Source organism: Arthrobacter oryzae, from assembly GCF_030718995.1.
Taxonomy (GTDB): Bacteria; Actinomycetota; Actinomycetes; order Actinomycetales; family Micrococcaceae; genus Arthrobacter; species Arthrobacter oryzae_C.
The window spans coordinates 2755868-2776351 of sequence record NZ_CP132204.1; the positions used below are offsets into that span (position 1 = coordinate 2755868).

Annotated in this window: 21 protein-coding genes; 9 read left to right on the forward strand and 12 right to left on the reverse strand. The window is 66.3% G+C overall.

Annotation, left to right across the window (positions count from 1 at the left end):
* Positions 1 to 33: 33 nt before the first annotated feature.
* The gene (locus tag Q8Z05_RS12715; RefSeq protein WP_305939994.1) at positions 34 to 1293 is read right to left on the reverse strand and encodes an MFS transporter; all 1260 of its coding nucleotides are present in this window, start codon (positions 1291 to 1293) and stop codon (positions 34 to 36) included.
* Between the two features lie 236 nt (positions 1294 to 1529).
* Between Q8Z05_RS12715 and Q8Z05_RS12720 the strand changes: the two genes are divergently transcribed.
* Positions 1530 to 1850, forward strand: a complete 321-nt coding sequence (locus tag Q8Z05_RS12720; RefSeq protein WP_305939995.1) for a GYD domain-containing protein — start codon at positions 1530 to 1532, stop codon at positions 1848 to 1850.
* Positions 1851 to 1905: 55 nt separating this feature from the next.
* Here the strand turns inward: Q8Z05_RS12720 and Q8Z05_RS12725 are convergent, their stop codons facing one another.
* On the reverse strand, positions 1906 to 2655 hold the full coding sequence (locus tag Q8Z05_RS12725; RefSeq protein WP_305939996.1) for an ArsR/SmtB family transcription factor: 750 nt from the start codon (positions 2653 to 2655) through the stop codon (positions 1906 to 1908).
* Positions 2656 to 3039: 384 nt separating this feature from the next.
* Between Q8Z05_RS12725 and Q8Z05_RS12730 the strand changes: the two genes are divergently transcribed.
* Positions 3040 to 4341: a serine hydrolase domain-containing protein gene (locus Q8Z05_RS12730; protein WP_305939997.1), complete on the forward strand. Its 1302-nt coding sequence runs from the start codon at positions 3040 to 3042 to the stop codon at positions 4339 to 4341.
* Here Q8Z05_RS12730 and Q8Z05_RS12735 read toward each other — a convergent pair.
* Positions 4295 to 4618 (reverse strand): hypothetical protein, encoded by a 324-nt coding sequence (locus tag Q8Z05_RS12735; protein ID WP_305939998.1) that lies wholly within the window; start codon positions 4616 to 4618, stop codon positions 4295 to 4297. The genes Q8Z05_RS12730 and Q8Z05_RS12735 overlap by 47 nt on opposite strands.
* Positions 4619 to 4721: 103 nt before the next feature.
* On the opposite strand from Q8Z05_RS12735, the gene Q8Z05_RS12740 reads away from it, so the two are divergent.
* The 3 genes from Q8Z05_RS12740 to Q8Z05_RS12750 all read left to right on the forward strand — a co-directional run bounded on the left by Q8Z05_RS12740 (position 4722) and on the right by Q8Z05_RS12750 (position 6348).
* On the forward strand, positions 4722 to 5222 hold the full coding sequence (locus Q8Z05_RS12740) for a mycothiol transferase (protein WP_305939999.1): 501 nt from the start codon (positions 4722 to 4724) through the stop codon (positions 5220 to 5222).
* Positions 5223 to 5299: 77 nt separating this feature from the next.
* Entirely contained in the window at positions 5300 to 5626 is a 327-nt protein-coding gene (locus Q8Z05_RS12745; RefSeq protein ID WP_305940000.1) for an ArsR/SmtB family transcription factor, read from the forward strand.
* Positions 5623 to 6348 (forward strand): cation diffusion facilitator family transporter, encoded by a 726-nt coding sequence (locus tag Q8Z05_RS12750; RefSeq protein ID WP_305940001.1) that lies wholly within the window; start codon positions 5623 to 5625, stop codon positions 6346 to 6348. The genes Q8Z05_RS12745 and Q8Z05_RS12750 overlap by 4 nt, the downstream gene beginning before the upstream one ends.
* Here the strand turns inward: Q8Z05_RS12750 and Q8Z05_RS12755 are convergent.
* The 5 genes from Q8Z05_RS12755 to Q8Z05_RS12775 form a co-directional block, all read right to left on the reverse strand.
* A complete protein-coding gene (locus tag Q8Z05_RS12755; RefSeq protein WP_305940002.1) occupies positions 6328 to 6795 on the reverse strand; it encodes an SRPBCC family protein in 468 nt (155 codons plus the stop codon). The two genes, Q8Z05_RS12750 and Q8Z05_RS12755, sit on opposite strands and share 21 nt — an antisense overlap.
* Positions 6796 to 6871: 76 nt before the next feature.
* Entirely contained in the window at positions 6872 to 8173 is a 1302-nt protein-coding gene (locus Q8Z05_RS12760; RefSeq protein ID WP_305940003.1) for a hemolysin family protein, read from the reverse strand.
* A gap of 48 nt (positions 8174 to 8221) precedes the next feature.
* On the reverse strand, positions 8222 to 8872 hold the full coding sequence (locus Q8Z05_RS12765; protein ID WP_305940004.1) for a hypothetical protein: 651 nt from the start codon (positions 8870 to 8872) through the stop codon (positions 8222 to 8224).
* A gap of 109 nt (positions 8873 to 8981) precedes the next feature.
* Positions 8982 to 10697 (reverse strand): RecQ family ATP-dependent DNA helicase, encoded by a 1716-nt coding sequence (locus Q8Z05_RS12770; protein WP_305940005.1) that lies wholly within the window; start codon positions 10695 to 10697, stop codon positions 8982 to 8984.
* A 41-nt stretch (positions 10698 to 10738) separates the two neighbouring features.
* Positions 10739 to 11800, reverse strand: coding sequence for a hypothetical protein (locus Q8Z05_RS12775; RefSeq protein WP_305940006.1), 1062 nt, complete (start codon positions 11798 to 11800; stop codon positions 10739 to 10741).
* A gap of 384 nt (positions 11801 to 12184) precedes the next feature.
* Between Q8Z05_RS12775 and Q8Z05_RS12780 the strand changes: the two genes are divergently transcribed.
* Positions 12185 to 14020, forward strand: coding sequence for a hypothetical protein (locus tag Q8Z05_RS12780; protein ID WP_305940007.1), 1836 nt, complete (start codon positions 12185 to 12187; stop codon positions 14018 to 14020).
* 84 nt (positions 14021 to 14104) lie between these two features.
* On the opposite strand, the gene Q8Z05_RS12785 is transcribed toward Q8Z05_RS12780, so the two are convergent.
* Positions 14105 to 15103, reverse strand: a complete 999-nt coding sequence (locus Q8Z05_RS12785) for a DUF6454 family protein (protein WP_305940008.1) — start codon at positions 15101 to 15103, stop codon at positions 14105 to 14107.
* A gap of 52 nt (positions 15104 to 15155) precedes the next feature.
* Complete coding sequence (locus tag Q8Z05_RS12790) at positions 15156 to 16229, reverse strand: glycerophosphodiester phosphodiesterase (RefSeq protein WP_305940009.1); 1074 nt, start codon at positions 16227 to 16229, stop codon at positions 15156 to 15158.
* 282 nt (positions 16230 to 16511) lie between these two features.
* Here Q8Z05_RS12790 and Q8Z05_RS12795 point away from each other — a divergent pair, with 282 nt between their 5' ends.
* From Q8Z05_RS12795 to Q8Z05_RS12805, 3 genes are all read left to right on the forward strand, one after another.
* A complete protein-coding gene (locus tag Q8Z05_RS12795) occupies positions 16512 to 17738 on the forward strand; it encodes a GmrSD restriction endonuclease domain-containing protein (RefSeq protein ID WP_305940010.1) in 1227 nt (408 codons plus the stop codon).
* A gap of 45 nt (positions 17739 to 17783) precedes the next feature.
* Complete coding sequence (locus tag Q8Z05_RS12800; protein WP_305940011.1) at positions 17784 to 18467, forward strand: excalibur calcium-binding domain-containing protein; 684 nt, start codon at positions 17784 to 17786, stop codon at positions 18465 to 18467.
* A gap of 119 nt (positions 18468 to 18586) precedes the next feature.
* On the forward strand, positions 18587 to 19132 hold the full coding sequence (locus Q8Z05_RS12805; RefSeq protein WP_305940012.1) for a GNAT family N-acetyltransferase: 546 nt from the start codon (positions 18587 to 18589) through the stop codon (positions 19130 to 19132).
* Here Q8Z05_RS12805 and Q8Z05_RS12810 read toward each other — a convergent pair.
* The gene (locus tag Q8Z05_RS12810) at positions 19127 to 19654 is read right to left on the reverse strand and encodes a methyltransferase family protein (RefSeq protein WP_305940013.1); all 528 of its coding nucleotides are present in this window, start codon (positions 19652 to 19654) and stop codon (positions 19127 to 19129) included. The genes Q8Z05_RS12805 and Q8Z05_RS12810 overlap by 6 nt on opposite strands.
* Positions 19651 to 20472, reverse strand: coding sequence for an alpha/beta fold hydrolase (locus Q8Z05_RS12815; protein WP_305940014.1), 822 nt, complete (start codon positions 20470 to 20472; stop codon positions 19651 to 19653). Before Q8Z05_RS12815 ends, Q8Z05_RS12810 begins: the two co-directional genes overlap by 4 nt.
* Between the last annotated feature and the right edge of the window lie 12 nt (positions 20473 to 20484).

The following is a 20484-nucleotide window of genomic DNA, read 5'->3' on the forward strand; positions in this document are numbered from 1 at the left end:
CGTGCGGCACCGTCCCGTGGCGGTGCCGCACCCTTATGCGCGCGAGGCTGTTCTGGCGGCAGCGATCGGCTGCTCCGTCGACTTATCAGCCGCAACGAACCCGTCCTCCTTCGGTCCGGGCGGGTAGGCGTGCTCGCGCCCGGCCACCACAATCACCAGCGCGACGACCACCGGCAGCGCAGCCGCGACCGGCACCATGAGCGGACCCAGCGTTGTGAGGGCGGCCGCGCCGTAGAGGGCGCCGATGGTGATGCCCAGCTGGATGGTCAGCACGGTGAGTCCGTTGGCGGCTTCCCGGTATTCCTTGCCTGCGCGGAGGATGGCGGACTGGTTGTAAATGCCGATCGCGCCGAAGGCGGCGCCCCATACCGCCATGAGCACCAGGGCGCCCGGGACGGTGGTGCCGCCCATGGGAAGGAGGACGTACGCGGCGGCGATGACCGCCGTCGTCATCAGCAGTGAACGGCGCGGCCGCAGGTCCACGGTGATGCCGGCGATCCAGATGCCCACCAGCCCGGAGAAGCCAAGGACCGTGAGGGAGAGGGTGATGCTGTAGTCGGGCAGGCCGGCCTCGCGGAGGAACGGTGCGATGAAGGTGAACAGTGCGAAGTGCGCCATCAGCATCAGCGGCCAGGCGATGGCAACCGACTTCACGCCGGGCAGGCCCACCGCCTTGCGTAGTGACGGGCGCGGGGCGTCCGGGACCCGGCGCACGGCGGGCAGCAGCCACAGGGCCAGTCCTGCGAGGACTACGCCGGCGCCCGCCAGCAGGAGGAACGACGCCCGCCAGCCGACCAGCCCGCCCAGGGCGGTCCCCAGCGGGGCGCCGATGGCCAGCCCCAGGCTGTTGCCGCTGAAGACGATGGCCATTGCCTTGCCCACCTTGTGGGCGGGAACGATGCGGGCAACGAACGGTGCCATTGCGGTCCACAGGAGGCCGTGGGCGATGCCGCCCACCAGCCTGGCAGCGAGCGCGGCGCCGAAGTCGGACACCAGGCCCACCAGCGCGTTGCTGATGGCGAACGTCAGGACCAGCGCCATCAGGAGGATGTGCCGCGGAATGCGGGAGAGCAGCATGGATGCCGGGATCACGGTGGCCACAATGATGGCGGCATACCCGGCGGTGAGGTAGCCCGCCACGGGCTCGGACACGTTGAGGCCGGCGCTGATCTGGGGGAGCAGGCCGGAGGGCAGCAGTTCGGTGGTGATGGCGGTGAAGCCGATCATCGACAGCACCAGCAGCGCGCCGAAAGGCATGCGGTCGCGTGCGGAAGCAGGGGTCGCGGAGGACACGGGTGAAGGATCCTTTTCAGGGGGAGTGGGACGAGGAACGCGGCGCCAGTGCCGGAGTCGTCCACTCAAATTACCTGATTTATGGGACCTAAGGCAGGGTCTGTCAGACCCTGCCTTAGGTCGGTCCTGAAGACACCGTTGGCCGACTTTGCAGTACCCATTGTTAGCCCGGTGAGGGGAGCCTACGCTGTGCCCACGGCCCCAATCCGGGGACCCGCTCCAAGACAGGAAAAACCATGACCAAATATCTGTTTGAAGCGAATTACGTGGGTGAGGGAATCAAGGGGCTCATGCGCGAAGGCGGCAGCAAACGGCGTGATGCGCTGGTGGAGGCCCTCAGCTCCGTGGGTGGATCGCTCGAGAGTTTTTACTATGCCTTTGGGGACACCGACGTCCTGGGCGTTTTCGATGCCCCCAGCCACGCCGACGCCGCCGCTCTTTCATTGATGATCAATTCGAGCGGCTCGGTGAACGTGCGCCTGAAGCCGCTCCTGACGCCGGAAGACATCGACGAAGCAGCCAAGAAGACGCCGGCGTACCGGGCGCCGGGGCAGTAGGGGAGTACGACGACGGCGGCGGCCGTTGGGTGCCGCCGTCGCCTCACGTGAACATCTAGGTGTACATCAGCGAACCGGGCGTGGTGAGGAGCTCGCCCGTTTCCAGCCAGGTCTTCAGGCCGGAGAGGATCATCGGCCAGCCGCCAAAGAGCTGGTCGTTGGCGCCTTCGCGGAGCTGGTCGTGGGTGACGGTCAGGCGGCAGGAATCGCCCACCGGCTCGATCTCCCAGGTGACCCGCGACGTCCCTTCGGCTTTGACGTCCTCGCCCCAGAGCGCTCGCATGCTCTGGACCAGCCGGCGGGGCGGGTCCACTTCCAGGTTCTCGCCCTCGCCCAGGAGCTCGCCGCCCTTGGGTGCCATCTCGAACCGGCTGCCCGGCGTCCAGTCCGAGGTGATGACGGATCCGAACTGGTACTTGCTGCGGATCTCGCCGTCCGTGATGGCTTCCCAGAGCCGTTCCGGGGTGGTCTTGATGTAGATTTCGAAGATCTTTTCCATGGGACTTTCCAATCTGGTTTTGAGGTCGCTGAGGCCAGCGGCCCATGGTTCGGCGTATTTGCTCACCCAGCGGTCGTGGACCAGCCGGATAGGCACCGGATTCAGGAAGTGGAGTTTCTCGCGCCCGCGACGGCGGGTGACCACCAGCCCGGCGTCCTCCAGGACCTTGAGGTGCTTCATCACGCCGTAGCGCGTCATCTCGAAGCGGGCCTCAAGGGCGTGGAGCGTCTGCCCGTCGTTCCGGTATAGCTCATCCAGGAGATCGCGGCGGGTGGCGTCGGCCAGGGCCTTGAATACGGCGTCCACACCTCCAGAATAGGTGACTAATTGGTCACATGTCTAGGGTCCGTATCTAGGGTTGCTGCAGGACCCACGCCGCGTTGTCCGGCGGAGTCCGACGGCGGCAGTCACCAGCGCGAGCACGTCAGAAGACGGCATGGGAGCATTAAGTGTCGGGACAGCTCTGCTTCCAGGCATGCTGCGAACCGACAGGCAGAAGGTTGTCCGATGGCTGCGGCTCTGGCGGGCGGATCGTGGATCCGTGCTGCGCGCGTTGCCTTCGTTGTCGTAGCCTCTATAGTGCTGGGCGGATGCACCTTCGGCCCGGTCCCGGGCCCCACGGAGCCGGCATTGCCGACGTCGACCTCCCTGCCCACCGCGTCCGGTCCGCCGTCGGGACCCACTCGAGACGTGAGGGCGCAACTCGAGCAGTACAGCCTGGGGTTGATCGACGCCGGCGCTCCCGCGGTCCTCGTGGAGCTGCATGTTGGCGCGGAGGTCTGGACACATGCCGTGGGTGTCCGGAACCCGGCGGGGGAAGCCGCCCGGGCCACCGACGCCGTTCACGTCGGCCACATCACGCAGTCCCTGGTGGCCGTCTCCGTGCTGAAGCTCGCCGAGGAAGGCAGGCTTTCCCTTGACGAACCGGCCAGCACCTACCTGCCGGAGCTCCAGAGCCTGCTCCACCAGCCCGAGCTCTTTACAGTGCGGCGGCTCCTCGGCCACACCACGGGCATGCCCGACTACTACGCCGCCCTGCTGGATTCGCTTCCTCCCCGGCAGGCCCTCGCCACCCGGATGAGCCCCGAAAACAGGCTTGCGGTGGCCGCAACGCTCCCGTGGCACAAGAGCAGCGCCCAAGGCCTGAGCTACTCGAATTCGAACTACCTTGCCCTCGGCCTCATCGTAGAACGTCTCCGGGGGCGGCCGCTCGCTGACGTCCTGCGGGCGGACGTCGTGCAGCCCTTGAGGCTCGGCGGTACCCGCTTGACGGACGACGGACCGGTGCCGGAGGGCATGGTCCACGGCTATACCCTCGTCGACGGTGAACCTGCCGACACCACCTATGCCGCCCTTCACCGTGGTTCCGCGGCCACCGGCCTGGTGTCGACAGTGGGGGACCTCAACGCGTTCTTCGAGGCGCTGTTGAACGGTCGGCTGGTGGGCCGCGACCTGGTGGGAGAGATGCTGGCACCCGTCTATGCCGAATACGGACTCGGCCTGTATCAGTGGAACGACGCCTGCACCAACGGCTTTTACAACGGCTACGTGGGCGACGTCCCGGGATACGGCACCGTCGCAATGGCCAGTGCAGACGGGAGCCGGCGGCTTGCCCTGGCAGTGGCCTACCCGCCGTCGCCGTTGTCCAAAGACACCAACGCGATCGCTCTTGAAATGACCGGACTTGCCGAAGAAGCCCTCAACGGCAGCTGCCGCTTAGGTGGAGGGTTCCTTCGGGGAGTAGCCGGCGCCTCGAAGGGCGCAGATGTTGCCGTCCAGCACGAAGTAGGGCTGGACGGTGCGTTTGATGGTTTCCGCGACGGCGGGATCGGCGGCGTGGACCAGGTCGCGGACCTGCCGGCAGACGGCCTGCTGCCAGGGCGGGAGTGCGTCGATGTACTGGTCCACGCGAGGGTCCTTGGTGTAGTCCATGGCTGCGTCCCCGTTACTGGGCCGAGCGGCGGTTGCGTGCCAGGCGAACCAGCTGGCTGAAAGCAAACACGAAGACGGCCTCGATCGGCACCATGAGTCCGAGCAGGAGCCACTGACCCTGGCTGATGAAGACGACGGCGCCGGTGACCACCAGCACGGTTCCGAGGACCAGCGCATACACGGCGAATCCGAAGGCCACCTTGGCGCTGCGCACGCCGGTGCGGAAGCCAAAGCCCAGCGGCTGTCCTCCGGGCAGGCCTTCAACACGGTCGGGGCCTGCGGGTTGGAGCTTGTCGAACTCCTCCCACGGATCCCGGTCCTGATCCTGATCGGTCATAACTCCATTATCCCGCGCAACCGGGCTGGTGCCCGGGCCTATCCGGCGGCCCGGCATCCGTGCGAGCATGGGCCTCACCGAAACTGCAGAGTGAGGGGACCCGATGAAATCCAACGAACTGCTGCTGGACGCCTTTGGCCGGATCCACGAGACGGTGGCCGACACCCTGGAAGGGGTGGACGACGACGTCCTGGTCCGCCGGCCCGCGGGCACCGGAAACTCGATTGCGTGGCTGATCTGGCACCTGGGCCGGGTGGAGGACGCACAGGTGGCCGCAGCCGCAGGCCTGGAACAGGTGTGGACCTCGCAGGGGTTCGTGGACCGTTTCGACCTGCCGCTTCGCGAGCGTGACACCGGTTACGGCCATTCGAGCGCTCAGGTCGATTCCGTGAAGGCCCCGGCGGCGCTGCTGCTGGAATACTACGACGCCGTCCACCAGCAGACCGCGGACTTCCTGCGCACCCTCGGTGACGAGGACCTGGACCGCGTCGTCGACACCCGCTGGGACCCGCACGTCACCCTCGGGGTACGGCTGGTCAGCACCATCGCCGACTGCCTCCAGCACGTGGGCCAGGCCGCCTATGCGAAGGGCCTGAAACACTGACTGATGCGTCTTGCATCCATGACGGCGTGCCATGGGCGCACCTTATCTGAATACATCGATGGATGTATCCTGAACGCATGGAAACACTGACGCAGGCTCCCGTGCTGGCACGCTTCGGCTACGCCGTCTCGGACCCTACTCGTGCCCGGATCCTTCTGGCACTGTCAGACGATCCCTGCTATCCCTCGGATCTGGCAGATGCCCTCGGGGTGTCCCGCCAGAGCATGTCCAACCACCTGACGTGTCTTCGCGGCTGTGGCCTGGTGGTTGCCCTTCCCGACGGGCGGCGAACCCGGTATGAACTGGCGGACGCCCGGCTCGGTCACGCGATCAAGGACCTGATCGGTGTTGTCCTCGCGGTGGATCCGGCCTGCTGCGCTCCGGACGGGGAGTGCATCGCATGACGGCGCCGCTGCACGCACCAAGCTCGGAACGCCGTGCGGTGCTGAGCCTCAGGATCAGGCTGCTTGCCGCGGCGACGATCACCTACAACCTCATCGAAGCCGTGGTGGCGCTCTGGGCCGGAGGGGTCGCCAACTCTTCGGCGCTGCTCGGCTTCGGCCTGGACTCGGTCATTGAGGTGAGCTCCGCTTTGGCATTGTCCTGGCAGTTTTCGGCCAAGGACCCGGAACGGCGTGAGCACCTGACCCTGCGGATCATCGCCATCTCTTTCTTCGCCCTCGCGGCGTTCGTCACCGTGGACTCGGTCCGGGCACTCACTGGGGGAGAAGCGGCGCAGCATTCGACGCCGGGCATCGTGATCGCGGCCCTCAGCCTGGCCATCATGCCCGTGCTGTCCTGGGCGCAGCGCCGGGCCGGGCGGGAACTTGGTTCCCGCACAGCCGTGGCCGATTCCAAGCAGACGCTGCTGTGCACCTACCTTTCCGCCGTCCTGCTGGCTGGGCTGGTCCTGAACAGCGCCCTGGGCTGGTGGTGGGCCGACGCCGGGGCCGCGCTTGTTATCGCCGGTATCGCGGTCCGCGAGGGCATGGAGGCCTGGCGTGGCGAAACCTGCTGCACCATCCCGAACGTCATTGACGGCCAGGCGGCGGAAGGCGACGATTGCTGCGCAGAGGCCGGTGACGCAACGAGGCGTCATTCCGCCTCAGGGCCGGCCACCGAATAACGCCCGCAGTTTCTCGAACGATTCAGTCCAGCCGCTTCGGTGCAGGGCCAGCCGCTCCTCCGTCAGGAAGGGGCCCTGCGAGAGCGCCAGGCGGGTGCCGCCGTCGGCCCTGTGGAGCGTGACGTCAACAACGGTTTCCCGGTCGTCCGGCGCCGGTTCCTCCCAGCGGAAGGTGTAGACAAGGCGCCAGGGCGGGTCGATCTCCAGGTATTCGCCCGAGAGGTGGAAGGGTTCACCGTCCGGCGGTGTCATGCGGAACTTGTAGCGGCCGCCCTCCACGAGGTTGAGTTCGGCGTCGGGGATGATGAAGCCGTGCGGGCCCCACCATTTCACCAGTTCGGGCGGCTCCGTCAGCATCCTGAAGACTTTGTCCGGCGGAACCGGGAGCGTGCACTCCAGGTTCAGGACCAGCCCGCCGCTTTCCTCGTTCCCGCTTTCAGCGCTCATTGCCCAACTCTGGCATCCGGCCGACGCTGACGGAAGGGCGCGGGGTCGACATTGCACTTGAAACGACCAGGTACGCTCAACGTTCCCCAGGCCGCCCGTCCACCGGTGTCACCCTGATCCGCGCGATGCGGAGGCGGTCCATCGCCAGGACCGTCAGCATATGGCCGGCTATTTCCACTCGGTCCCCGACGCGCGGCAGGCGTCCCAGGCGGTCGATGACGAACCCGGCCACCGTCTCGTAGTGGCCCTCGGGCAGGTCGATGCCGGAGGCTGTCTCGAACTCCTGGAGGATCAGGCCGCCATCCACGTCGAGGGAGCCGTTGGCCATGGTGACGCGGTCCTCGTGGTCTGCCCCGGTGTCGTATTCGTCGTAGATTTCCCCCACCAGTTCCTCCACCAGGTCTTCCAGGGTGACGATCCCGTCCGTACCCCCGTACTCGTCCACTACCAGAGCTATGTGATGGCCCTCCTTGCGCATCCGGGACAGCGACGGCAGCACCCTGTTCGTCCCGGGAAGCGGGAGAATCTGGCGCACAATGTCCTTCACCTGGCCCCGGTCAAATTCAGTATCGCGGGGCATCAGGTCCCGGATGTGCACGAAGCCGAGGACGTCATCCGGGGTCTTCCCGATCACGGGAAAACGCGAGTAGGGGCCGTCCCGCACCATGCTGCGTGCCTCCGCAATGTTGAGGGTGCCGTCAATGAACGTCACCTCGGTGCGGGGCCGCATGACCTCCTGCAGGGTGCGGTCCCCGGCACCGAACACGTCGGCCAGGATGCTTCGGCTGCTTTCCTCCAGCATGTCGTTCTCCGCCACCATGTCCCAGAGTTCCTCGGAGGTGATGCTCTCCTTTTTTACGTGCGGATCGCCGCCGAACAGCCTCACCAGGGCATCGGTCGAAACGGAGAGCAGCCAGATGACGGGCCGCATGATTTCCGAGAGGACGATCAGCGGCGGGGCGAGTACTTTCGTGAAGCCGACGGCGCTTTGCATGGCAAGCCTCTTGGGCACCAGCTCTCCCAGTACCAGGGAAAGGTAGGCCACCAGCAACGTCATGCCGATAAAGGCCGCAGATTCAGCCGCGGACCCAAACCCCGCGCCTTCCAAGAGGGGTGTGACATCGGGTGCAATGGTGGACGCGCCATATGCGGCTGAAAAGAAACCGGACAGCGTCACGCCAATCTGGACGGTGGAGAGGAAACGGTTGGGATTCCTGGCCAAAGCGGCAGTCCTGGCGCCGCCTTTCCCGGACTTTTCAATCTGGCGCACCTGGCTCTCGCGCAACGAAACGAGTGCCATCTCGGTGCCGGCAAACACGCCGCCCAGGAGCACGAAAAAGAGCACCAGCGCGAAATTGACCAGGGTCTCGCTATCCATGAACTGACACTACCGAACGTGCGACGGCGGGAGGCCACCGTTGGCGGCTCAGCCCACCGGGGGTGCCGCGTCCGGTGCGTGGTCCAAGAGGGGGACACGCCGGTGCGGGATCGAGGAGGCGAGGGCCAGCACCACGATGAACGAGACCGCCAGCACAGCCACCCAGGCGCCGCGCGGTTCGGTGATGGCGAGGCTGGGCCCGGCGATCCCAGGACCAGTCAGGGCGAGCGCCGCCGTGAGCGCAGCAGTGACGAGGCCGCACAGAAGCCGTGCCCAGAGCGGCCCCCTGCCGGAGAGGGCGTAGCCGCCGCCGATCCCCATTAGGGCGACGGCGATTGCACCTCCGCCGAGGCCTTGGGTCAGGAGGGTGGTCACCGCGCCGGGCAGGAACATCGGGGCGATGGCGAAGGCGAGCGGCGCCAGGGCGAGCCACCGCCACCCCCGCCGGCCGCCGGAGTGCCGGAGTGCTTCCGCCCAGCCGAGGAGTCCTCCGGCAATGGCTCCGGGCAAGAGGAGCGCGCCGAAGGTTCCCCACCAGCTGAAGGTGGAGGCAGGACCCGCGAGTTCCACCATGTAGGCACGGAACCCTGCTGCCCAGGCGACGCCGCAGACCACACCGACGGCCACGATCGCAGCATTCCGACGGGAAGCGGGGGCCCGGGTCCCGTGCGGGGCAGGTGAAGCAACTTTCTCAGGCATGGTCGTCTCCACGGAGGTGGTGATGCGCTAAATATGGCCCCGGAGCCACCGCCCGTCAAGGGCACCGGCAGGAAGAAATCGGAGGCCGCCGGCCGCGGGCAACCGCCCGTCACGTCGCGAGCGTCAGCAGTTTCCCGTCCGCCACGGCCCGGCGGGACAGCGTTTTGTAGCCTTCGTTCTCGAACAACACCGTGATCACGTCCTCCTCGTGCCGCATCACCAGGCCCGGCCCCCATTCCTTGTGGACAACGGCGGCCTGGAGCGGAAAAGGGTCACCGCCCGCGGCGGCCGCGGCGGCGTCGTCGTAATCCTCTTCGTAGGCGGAACCGTCGGTGCAGGTATCGCAGTTGCCGCAGGGCTCGGGGAGGTCCTCGCCGAAGTAGCCCAGCAGGAACTGGCGTCGGCAGGCGTCCGTTTCGGCGTAGCCGCGCATCATCTCGATGCGGGAGCGGTCCACCCGCTGGCGTGCTGCGGCATGTTCGACGGCGCGTTCCACCACCGCGGGCAGCTTGGCGTCCGCTTCCAGCCGGATGCCGCGCTTGCCGGCCTTGACGGCGCGGGTTTCCTGCAGCTGGTTCAGCAGTCCGGTGAGCCTGCGCGGGGAGAAGCCGGTCTGCTCGGCGAGGGCCTTCTGCTTCACCGGCCCGCCGGCGTCGCGCAGTGCCTGGAGGACGGCCAGGAGCGATTCCTCGTCCGGGGTGTGGGTGCCGAAGAACGTGCGCAGGCCCAGGTCTTCGGAGCGGTAGTGCAGGACGGCGGAGGCGGGCTGGCCGTCGCGACCGGAGCGGCCGATCTCCTGGTAGTAGCTGTCCAGCGAATCGGGGATGTCCGCGTGGATGACGAAGCGGACGTTGGGTTTGTCGATGCCCATGCCGAAGGCGGTGGTCGCCACCACCACGTCGAGTTCATCGTCGAGGAACTGCTGGTGGACGCGGTCCCGCTCGCGCTGCTTCCGGCCCGCGTGGTACGCCGCGGCGCGCAGGCCCAGGGCGCTGAGCTTGGCGGCGTAGGCCTCGGTGTCCTTGCGGGTGGCGGCGTACAGCAGGCCGGGGCCCTTGAGCTCGGCCACCTGTTTGACCACGGCTCGGCGCTTGTCCTTGTCCGTATGGTGGCGGATGATCTCCAGCCGGATGTTGGGCCGGTCGAAGCCGTGCACCAGTACCAGCGGGTCCACCATGTGCAGGCGCTGCTGGATTTCCTCGCGCACCGGGGGAGAAGCGGTGGCGGTGAGGCCGACGACGGGCGGATTGCCCAGCTGCTCGCGGACCTCGCCGAGGCGCAGGTAGTCGGGGCGGAAGTCGTGGCCCCAGGAGGACACGCAGTGTGCCTCGTCCACCACGAACAGCTGGACGTCCAGTGCGGCAAGCCGTTCCACGGTGTCGGCCTTCGCGAGCTGTTCGGGGGCGAGGAAGACGAAAACGGCCTCGCCGCGCTCGGCGGCTTCCCAGGCATGGTGGTTTTCGGTATCGCTGTGGCCGGAGTTGATGGCGACGGCGGCAGTCCCGCCGAGCGTTTGCAGAAGGCCGTCCAGCTGGTCCTCCTGCAGGGCGATCAACGGGGAAACCACGACGGCGGGACCGCGCCGTGCGCCGTTCCGGTGCAGCTGCAGCGCGGCCACCTGGTAGATCGCTGACTTGCCGTAGCCGGTGGGCATCACGGCGAGGACGTCCCGGCCGGCGACGAGGGCGCGCATTCCGGCCAGCTGCCCGGCGCGGAGGCGGGGGAGTCCGAAGGTGTCCGCCGCGAGTTGGCGGAGGCCGGCGTCGGGATCCGGGCTGACCTCAGTGGTGTCGGTGGGGACTGCGGGGGCAGGGGCCTCGGCCATGATGGCAGCTCCGTGGGGTGCGATCCGATGGCCGGGTGTCTTCAGCCGAGGGGTTCAGCATAACGTGTGCCGCCGGCGGTGCCCCAGGAACTGAGCAGGGCCAGGCCTGCCGCGGCCGCCGCGCTGAGTACCACCGCCCCCAGCCAGAGCGACACCGGCCAGCGGATTCCGTCCGCCACCGCGAAGGCCACCAGCTGGCCCGTCCACACGAGCGCCGCGATTCCGGCTGTCACCGCGGGCAGGCGCCGGTCCAGCCAAACACTTGGCAGGCGGGCAAGCAGCACGTCCGCAAGGATGGCGGCCGCTGTCGCTCCTGCAGCTCCGGCGACTGCGGTGGGGCGGAAGCCGATCATCGCCACGGGCAGCCAGGCGGCAGCGGCCACCAGCATGGTGACAATCCAGCGGGCGGGTCGCCGGGCGGCGGAGAGCGTAAAGAGGAAGGGCGCGATGATCAGCGCAGTGGTGAGCAGATAGCTGGTCAGGGCGATGACCACCGGCATCTCAGCCTCCAGGCGGCCAGGGGTTCCCACCGGCACCGGGGTGAAGAGGGCCGTCGGGCCGGGCCGGAGGAAGGCGGAGCAGTAGATGAGGAAGAACGCCCCCAGTCCCGTCATCAGGACGACGGCGAACAGCGCCGCCGGGGTCCACTCGAAGTTCCGGGCGCGGCCGGCTGCCCGGGCGCTTCGGACCGCCGTGCCCAGGATGAGGAAAAGGCTGAAGCCGAGCAACAGGTGGGTGGGGCTGACCAGGGCATCCAGCGTGACTTCGATGCCCAGGAGTTCGTGCCACAGCATATCCAGGCCGCCGGCGACGGCGAAGAGGACAACGCCCGCGACGGTCCCGCTATAGCCCGGCGGCAGGGCCCGCGTGAGCGGCTGCCCGGGTTTGCGGTTTCGCCAGGCCACGGCGGCCGTCCATAACGCCGTCGCTACCATTCCGGAGTAGAGGGCCGCGTGCCACGGCGTGAAGAACGTCTCCAGGCTGGGGAGGTTCAGGTGCGCCCAGCCGTCCAGGAAGACGGCCAGCACCAGCCAAACACCCAGGAGTTCGGTGACCAGGTCGCGGCGTGCGTTGATCACCGGGTTTTCTGCGGTATCGAGCATCGTTGCCCACTTCCACGGAGGTGTTCGGTGAAGGGATGGTACTGCTCTCACCGAGCGCCTACAAGGGAAGGGCCGATTGCTGAGGGCGCCCACCCCGTCGCGGGCCCGGCCCACAGGATGGTTCGCGCGGGAGCAAATTAGCGGGGGTAAATTAACGGCCCGAGGCCTATACACGACGACCCTTAAAGAAAGCTGGGAATTCCCTAGACATTGGATAAACGCAGGTTTAGGCTGAGCGCCATTGGGGGGCCCAATAAAATACTCAGCTGGAGGCGAAGCATGCCACAACGCAGCAGATTGGTCTTATTTTCAGCATTAAGTACTTTGGCGCTATCAGCATTAGGGCTGACCGGCGCGACAGCGCACCCGGACGGTCAGCACGGTATGGACGAGGGGCATCTCCTCGGGACCGGGGCGTTCGGAAAGATTGAACTCGTGGATGTCGTCGGCCTGACAGACACTCCCGATTTGATCGCAGACGTCAGTGTCTCGCCGGACGGCAATACAGCCTTTCTCGCCAACTGGGGCGAGCCCGACTGTGCGGGGCCGGAAACCGGCGGCCAAACCAGCCCGGATGCCGGCGTCTACATCGTTGACATCACCAGCGTGGACCAGGCCGCGCCCGCAGAGGGATCGGAACCGAAACAGGTCGGGTTCATCCCGTCGCATCAGGACACCCGCCCGGGTGAAGGCCTGCAGGTGGTGGAAATTACCACGGCAAACTTCAGCGGTGAAGTCCTGGTGGTGAACAACGAAGCGTGCGGCAAGAACGGAAAAGGCGGGGTTTCCCTCTTTGACGTTACGGACCCGCTGAACCCAAAGAAACTGTCCGAGAATTTCGGCGACCGCGAACCGCGCAACAGTGATTCCAACGAGATCCACAGCGCCTTTGCGTGGGACGCAGGAGACAACGCCTACATAGTGCTCACCGATAATGAAGAGTTCACAGACGTGGACATTCTCGACATCACCAATCCCCACCGGCCGCGTCTTATCGCGGAATACGATCTCAACGACTTCGACGTGCAGCAACCCGAACTGGGGCTTACCGATTCCTTCCTGCACGACATGGTGGTTAAGGAAATTAACGGTCAATTCATCATGCTGCTCTCCTACTGGGACGGTGGCTACGTTCTCCTGAATGTCGATGATCCCGCCAACGCCGACGTCCTTGGCGACTCGGAGTTCGCCGCCGTTGACCCCGAGTTACTTGAATCGCTGGGAGTGTCCCTTACCCCGGAGGGCAACGCGCATCAGGCGGAGTTCACGGCCGACAACCGGTTCATCATCGGTACGGACGAGGACTTCGCGCCTTACCGCACCGATGATTTCACCATCACCAGCGGCGCCCATCAGGGCACCTATCCCTCGGTGATCGTTTCCGGCGGTCAGGCCCCGGCCATTCTGGACGACCTCACCCTGAACGGCCCCGTGGTCTATGGCGGCTACGGCTGCCCGGAATCTGCAGCGATTCCCACTCCAGCGAGCATCCCGGGATACGTCGAATCCTTGGAACCCGGGGAGGAAACCACCCTTGTGCTCCAGAGAGGTCCCGTCGGTGACCCCGGTGCCACGGAAGAAGCTTGTTTCCCCGGCGAGAAGGCACACCAGGCAGCGCAGGCTGGCTGGGACGCAGTGGTTTTTGTCAACCATCACAGCGGCGAAGCTGTCCCAGGCGAGCCCTTCTGCGGCTCGGGCGCCTTCGTCGACGAAATCGTTGCCGTCTGCACCACTCATGCGGCCTTCCACCGGCTCTTCGACCTGGCACCGTTGGATGCGCCGTGGACCTACCCCGAAAACCTGGCCATCGGGACCGTCGGCGCTGACATTGAAGTGGGCTCGGTCTTTGATGGCTGGGGCTACGTCCACCTGCTGGATGCCAACACCCTTGAGGAGCTGGACACCTACGCCATCCCGGAAGCCCACGACCCGGCGTTTGCCCTCGGTTTCGGTGACCTGAGCGTCCATGAAGTAGCCGTGGACCCGCAGGATCCATCCCTGGCATACCTGTCGTACTACTCCGGCGGCCTCCGTGCGGTCCAGATACAGTGCAGCAACCCTGCCGACACCGCCACCTGTGAGCTCGTGGAAGTCGGCGGGTACCTCGACTCTGGAGGAAACGACTTCTGGGGAGTGGAGACGTTCATCGGTGAGGACGGTATGACCTACATCCTCGCCAGCGACCGGGATAGCGGTCTTTGGATCTTCAAGGATCCGTAAACGAGGAACAACCCTAGTGATCCTGAAAGCGGAGCGGGCGGCCGAACGTGTACGTTCGGCCGCCCGCTCCGGGACACAAGGCGATTACTGTGCGGGTGTCACCGTCGCCTCGTAGGTGAGGATTTCCGTGCCGTTGCCTTCCTCGGCATCGTCCGGCGCCACGTGCATGGTCAGGTGGTTGCCCTCAGCCGTGAGCTTGAAGGGGTTCCGGGTGGCCACGTGGCCTGCCGTGGACCACTTCTGGAACGGCACGTCATGCAGGGTTGTCTTCTTAGTGAGGTCGAGAAGGGCCATGCCGCCCAGTTCGTAGGTGGCCGCCGTGCCGCCTGCCGCCGGGTTCTGGGGCAGGTTGGCAACGCCTGCGCACAGGGCCTGCGAATCGGCCACGTACTGGCAGTCCTGGTAGTCGATGAAGTGGTTCGGGTTCTGCCAGGTGCTGAGCTGTTTGCCGCTGAGGTTCCATTCGGCAAACCTCCGCGAGCCCCAGGTGTTTCCGACCAGGTGCCCGGTCTGGCGGTCCATGACGATGCCGCCAAAGTGGTCCGGGGCCTCGAACTGCTTGTGCGCCTCGAGGGTGGCGGCGTCAACGCGGTAGATGATCGAGCTGCTGTTGGGCCGGTACTGCGCCACGCTCACCCAGACATTCTCTCCGTCGAAGTCCAGCCCGCCCGGGTGGTACATGTCGCCTTCGCCCAGGATGATGTCCTTCTGCAGGTTCCCGGCCTTGTCCATGACGAACAGGTGGCCGACGCCCTTCCCGGCCGTGCGGTCGTACCCGTCGCGCGGGGCCGGGTATTTGACGGTGCGCTCAATGATCTCCACGGACGACAGGAAGATGTGATCCTCCGTGTAGGCGATGCCCTGGGGATGGAAGGTGGGGAAGTCGAGCTTCAGCTTGCCTGTCAGCTCCCAGTTGGTGGAGCGGTCCACGGCCTTAAAGCTGTCGGCCAGTGCCGTGTCGGCGGCGCGGCGGTCACTGTCACTGGACTGGGGCGCGGCCTGGGCGGCAATGCCGCTGCCTGCAGCGAGGGCGATGACGGCAGCGGCGGCTGTCAGGACGCCGCGGGTGCGAATGCGGTTCATGGGGATGCCTTTCAAGAGTCAGGTGGTACGGACTGGCGTGCGGGGCGTTTCTTTAGACGGCGCCCGGTTCCAGCGAGTACTGCTTCGGCAGCTTCATCGAGTGCTCGGCCATGACCTCACGCAGGCGGTCGGGATAATCCGTGATGATGCCGTCGACGCCGGCGGAGATCAGGGCGCGCATGGTCGCCTTGTCGTCGACAGTCCACGGGACGACCTGCATCCCGGCGTCGTGGGCACGGTTGACCATGTCCGCCGTGACGTAAGGAACGTATCCCGGGTCCGCCACGGTTCCGTTTTGGGGTGTTCCGTGGACCGGGGAGACGGCGTCGAAGCCCAGGTGGGAAGCGGCGGTTACGAGGTCGCCGCCAAAGTCGTCGGCGTCGATGCCTCCAAGCCACGGGGAACTGCCGGGCTGGCCGACCTGCAGGAAGTCTTTGTTTGTCAGCGCGACGGTGCGGATCTGGGGGGCAGCCGCCTGGACGAGCCGCAGTGCGCCCCAGTCGAAGCTCTGGATGGAGGCGCGGTGCTGCATCTTGGCGGCCTTGATTTCCTTCAGCGCGACGGCCACGAACTGTTCACGGGGAGCTGTCTGCTCCGGGGCGCCTGCCTCCACCTTCGTTTCGATGTTGAACTTCACCTGGCTGGCCCGGTAGGAGTCCACCAGCGCGAAAACTTCCGCGAGGGTGGGCATCTTTTCGCCGGGGGCGGCCTGCTGCCCGGGGAACTGGGGGAGGGTGAGGCTTCCGCAATCGAGGGAGCGCACCTGCTCGAAGGTCAGGTCCTTGACGTATTTGCCGGCGTAGGGGAACTGCGGGTCCCCGGGCGTGACGGGAGCCGTGTCAGCGCACTTCTTGTCGCTGATCTTGCGGTCGTGGGTGACCACTTCCCGGCCGTCCTTGGTGATCTGGAGGTCGAGTTCCAGAGTGGTCACACCCGTTTCGAGCGCCTTGGCAAACGCAGGAAGAGTGGACTCGACCGTCAGCCCCAGTCCTCCGCGGTGGGCCTGGAGGTCAAAGTGGTTGTCGGCGCCCTTCGGGTTGGTATCGGCAGCCTGCGCCGGAAGGGGTGTCCCCAGCGCCAATCCTGCGCACATGGCGGCCACGGTCAGCAGCTTTGCGTTGTTCATCGGTAGGTCTCCAGATCGGTGTCATGCCCGTTTACGAGCGGCATCCAGTCTGGTCACCTAGCGGAAACGGGCGACTGCCTGCCGATGGAGGAAATGTGACGGGCTGGTGAACGCAATCCGCTCCGCACGCTCAAGGTCCGATCAAGACTCAGTCAAGGTTGTCCGAAGATCTCCGCAGATTCGCGGTTATCCAGTTACCGGAGAAATAGGCTTTTCATTAGCAACATTTCGGCTTCGCAAAAGGCCCGGCTCATCGCCGGGCCTTTCCAATGGGGGAAAACAATGTCGAACTACGAAACGCTTCTGGGTCCAGCGTCATCGGGCCCGGGACCGGGCCCGAGGGGGCCGAAGAAGCCACGCGTTTCCACGTACATCGTCGCCACCGTCACGGCACTAGCCGTTTCCTTCGCCCTCTTTATCGCAGGTGCCTCCATGGTTCCGCGGACTACTGACTGGAACGTTCAGGCCGCTTCATCGGAGGGCACGGCGTCGCCGGCCACCGCCACGGCGAGCCAGACAGCGAAAGCCACGCCGACGTCGTCGTCCGCTCCAGCGGTCCAGGAGACGGGCGCCCCGCTGGACCCGGACAGCCCTTACCTGCTGGCGCAGGGCGCCAGCGTCACGGCTCCGAAGACGCAGCCCGCCTTCGCCACCAAGGCGATCGACCTGCTGGCCACCCTCCCGATCAAGGGCAGGGCACCCAAGACCGGCTATGACCGCGCACTGTTCGGGCAGGCCTGGGCCGACGTTGACCGCAACGGCTGCGACACCCGGAACGACACCCTCAAGCGCGACCTGACAGGCATTAAGTACACCAACAGCGTCCCCTGCAAGGTGCAGTCAGGCACGCTGGCGGACCCGTACACGGGCACCACCATCAACTTCCTGCGCGGATCAGCAACAAGCAGTGCCGTGCAGATTGACCACGTCGTGGCGCTCAGCGACGCCTGGCAGAAGGGCGCCCAGCAGCTGACCACGGAACAGCGGACGGCCTTCGCCAACGATCCGCTGAACCTCCAGTCGACGGACGGTCCCACGAACATGAAAAAGGGCGACGGCGACGCGGCCACCTGGCTGCCGCCGAACAAGGGCTTCCGGTGCGAATACGTCGCCCGCCAGATTTCGGTGAAGGCAACGTACAGCCTGTGGGTCACCCAGGCGGAGCACGATGCGATGGCCAGGATCCTGGGCGACTGCGCCGGCCAGCTGGCGCCGACGAATGAGAAAGCGCCGGTGGTTGCCTCGCCGGCGCCTGAGCCTGCACCAGTGGTGGCGCCCGTTCCGGTGGCGCCCACTCCCGCGCCGGCCGTTGTGGTCCCGGTCCCGGCTCCAGCCGCTCCTGCGCCTGTAGTTCCGGTCCCGGTTCCTGTTGCGCCGGCACCGGCCGCCGCCTACTACGCCAACTGCGCCGCCGCCAAGGCTGCAGGTGCCGCCCCGCTGTACGCCGGGTCGGCCGGCTACCGCCCGGCGCTGGACCGTGACCGCGACGGCGTTGCCTGCGAAAGCTAGACCAGTTCCATCACTCCACAGATTCAAACTTTCCAAGGGGGAAAAATGAAGAAGACGTTGACACTAGTAGTGCTTGCCGGTCTCATGCTCACGGGATGCGGTGGCCAGAAATCGGCAGTGCAGCCGACAGAAACCGCAACCGCCGTTGCAGCGGTTGATGAAACCGTCACGGTTCCTGGCGTGCTGGGCCTGACCCTGGATAAGGCCACGGATCAGCTGAAAGATCTCGGGCTCAAGGTCGAGGCTGTGGACACCGTCGACGGCAAGACGATCATTTCAAAGAAGAATTGGCAGGTGACATCCCAGGACCCCGCGGAAGGTGCGCAGGCGGCCAAGGGGTCAACCGTGAAGCTCGGCGTCAAGAGCCTTGAAAAGATTGCAGCCGAGAAGGCCGCGGCGGACCAGGCGGCAGCCGAGAAGGCGGCGGCAGAAAAGGCTGCGGCGGACAAGGTTGCGGCTGATAAGGCTGCGTCGGACAAGGCTGCAGCGGATGCTGCTGCCGCAAAGGCAGCCGCCGAACAGGCGGCTGCGCAGCAGGCCGTCCCGCAGGCTCCGGCTCAGGTTCCCGCTGCGCCCGCACCTGCGCCGGTTGTTCCGGCGCCCTCCTCTGTCCAGTACGCCAACTGCACTGCGGTGCGTGCAGCCGGAGCCGCACCGATTTATGCCGGTACGCCTGGTTATGGCAAGCATCTCGATCGGGACGGCGACGGCATCGGGTGCGATAAATAGGTTTCAGGCGCAATAAAGCCGTGGGTACCTTCTTTTCCGGAGGTATCCACGGCTTTTCCCGCCCCGGACGGGTGTCAATGAACCGGGCCAACGCCCTGGCAACACGTAGGGTCGTGTGCATGTTCGAACTTGTTGCCCCGGATGCGTCCTTCTACCCGTCGTTTGCCGAGTCCCACTGCGAGTGGGGCGGCTCGCACCAGGACGGTGCCGGGCTCTCGCCAGACGACGACATCACGAGCCAGGAGGGGTTCGCTGCCTGGGTCCGAAGGCTGGCCGAAGCTGAACGGGCTCCCGGGACGGACGGCATTGTTCCTTGCACCTATCGTTGGATCACGGAGGGCTCCCGGTATGTGGGAGCGATTGCCTTCCGCCACTACCTCACCCCGGCCCTCCTGAACTCCGGCGGGCATATCGGCTACGGGGTCCGGCCGTCCGATCGTGGGCGCGGGGCGGCGTCGTGGGCCCTGCATGAAGTGTGTGCCCGTTTGGCTGCGCAGGGAGAGCCTGATCGCGTTCTTCTGACCTGCGATGATGCAAACACAGCGTCCGCCAGGACTATCGAGCGCTGTGGCGGCCTGATCGAGGACGTGAGGATGGGCGCGAACGGGCGGCATTTTCGGCGGTACTGGATAGATGTGGCGCGCTCTGAGCCAGGCGGTTTATGAGTACTCTCCCGGACCGTGCCGCACCGGCAGCCCGAGGTAGCGCGGGACCCTTTCCGCGTAATCGGGGTAGGACCGTCCGAAGAGTTCGGCCAGTTTGGCCTCTTCACCGAGGACGAAGGGGTGCTCCACAAGTATTTCAGCAGGCAGCGTCGCGAGGACCCACGAGGAACCGGCCAGGGTCCCCGCTCCCAGCTGGATGAGCCACCAGCCCACATACATGGGATGGCGGCTGATGGCGTAAGGGCCGCTGGTGACCAGTTCCTCCGGCCGTTCCAGTTCGAAGGGGCCCGCCGAGTGGCGCCTCCGTTCAGCGAGCGCCCAAATATTAAGGCCGACGCCGGCGAGCAGCAGTCCTGCCCCCGCAACTCCGTGCAGGGAACGGGAGCCGGGGAGCGGCCGCGGACGGCGCCGGGCGAGGAGGGCATCCAGGGCAAGCCCGGCCACGACGGGCAGCGGCAGCGGAAGGTTTTCGTAGGCCTTCTTCAACCGGCCGGCCAGCGAGGGTGCAGAGCGGTCCGTCACGGTGCCTCCCGTGGCTTGCCGGCGTCAACAACGGAACGGAAGAACGCCGTCGTATCCTCTGCCACCCGGTCCGGGCACTCCCACAGGACCACGTGCGCCACGTCGGGGTAGACCTTCAGGATTGCGCCGGGGATCCGGGCGGCCAGGGTTTCCTGGTCGCCGCGCGGCAGCAGGGTGTCCTCGGCGCCCCAGAGGATCAGCGTGGGGGCTCGGATGGTTCCCGATTCGGTGGGCGGTGTGGCTTCGAGCAGGCCGTTGAGGATGGCTTTCCATGCGCGGGCGGGCATCCTGAGGCCGTCGCGCACACGGTCGTCGATGAACCATGCGGGAACCTCATGAAGCAGGGGAAACCAGGTGAGCGACTTCCGTACCCAGTCCGCGTCGAGCGGGTCGGTCAGGGCGTCCACTTCGTCGGCGAATGCGGGCCGGCCCTGCAGGCTCAGGGGAGAGCCCGCAAGCACCAGCGCCGCGACCCGCTCCGGGGAGGTAACGGCCAGTTGTTGGGCCACGTAGCCGCCGCTGGAGGAGCCGACGACGAACGCCCGGGGAACGTTGAGGGCATCCAGGATCGCCGTGGCGTCCTCGGCCTGCTCCGCCAGGGAGTAGCCGTCCTCCGGTTTGTCCGCCTCGCCCTGCCCTCGGAGGTCGGGGGCATAAACCCTGAAGCCGGTCAGCAGCGGTATGAGGCGGTCGAAGCTTCCGCGGGATTCGGCCCACGCGTGCAGCAGCAGCACCGGCGGTGCGTCGGCGTCGCCCTGAACGAGGCAGGGCACCCTGATGCCGGTGCGGAGCCTGAGATCCCGGACGTCGGATTCCATAGCCTCAGGGTA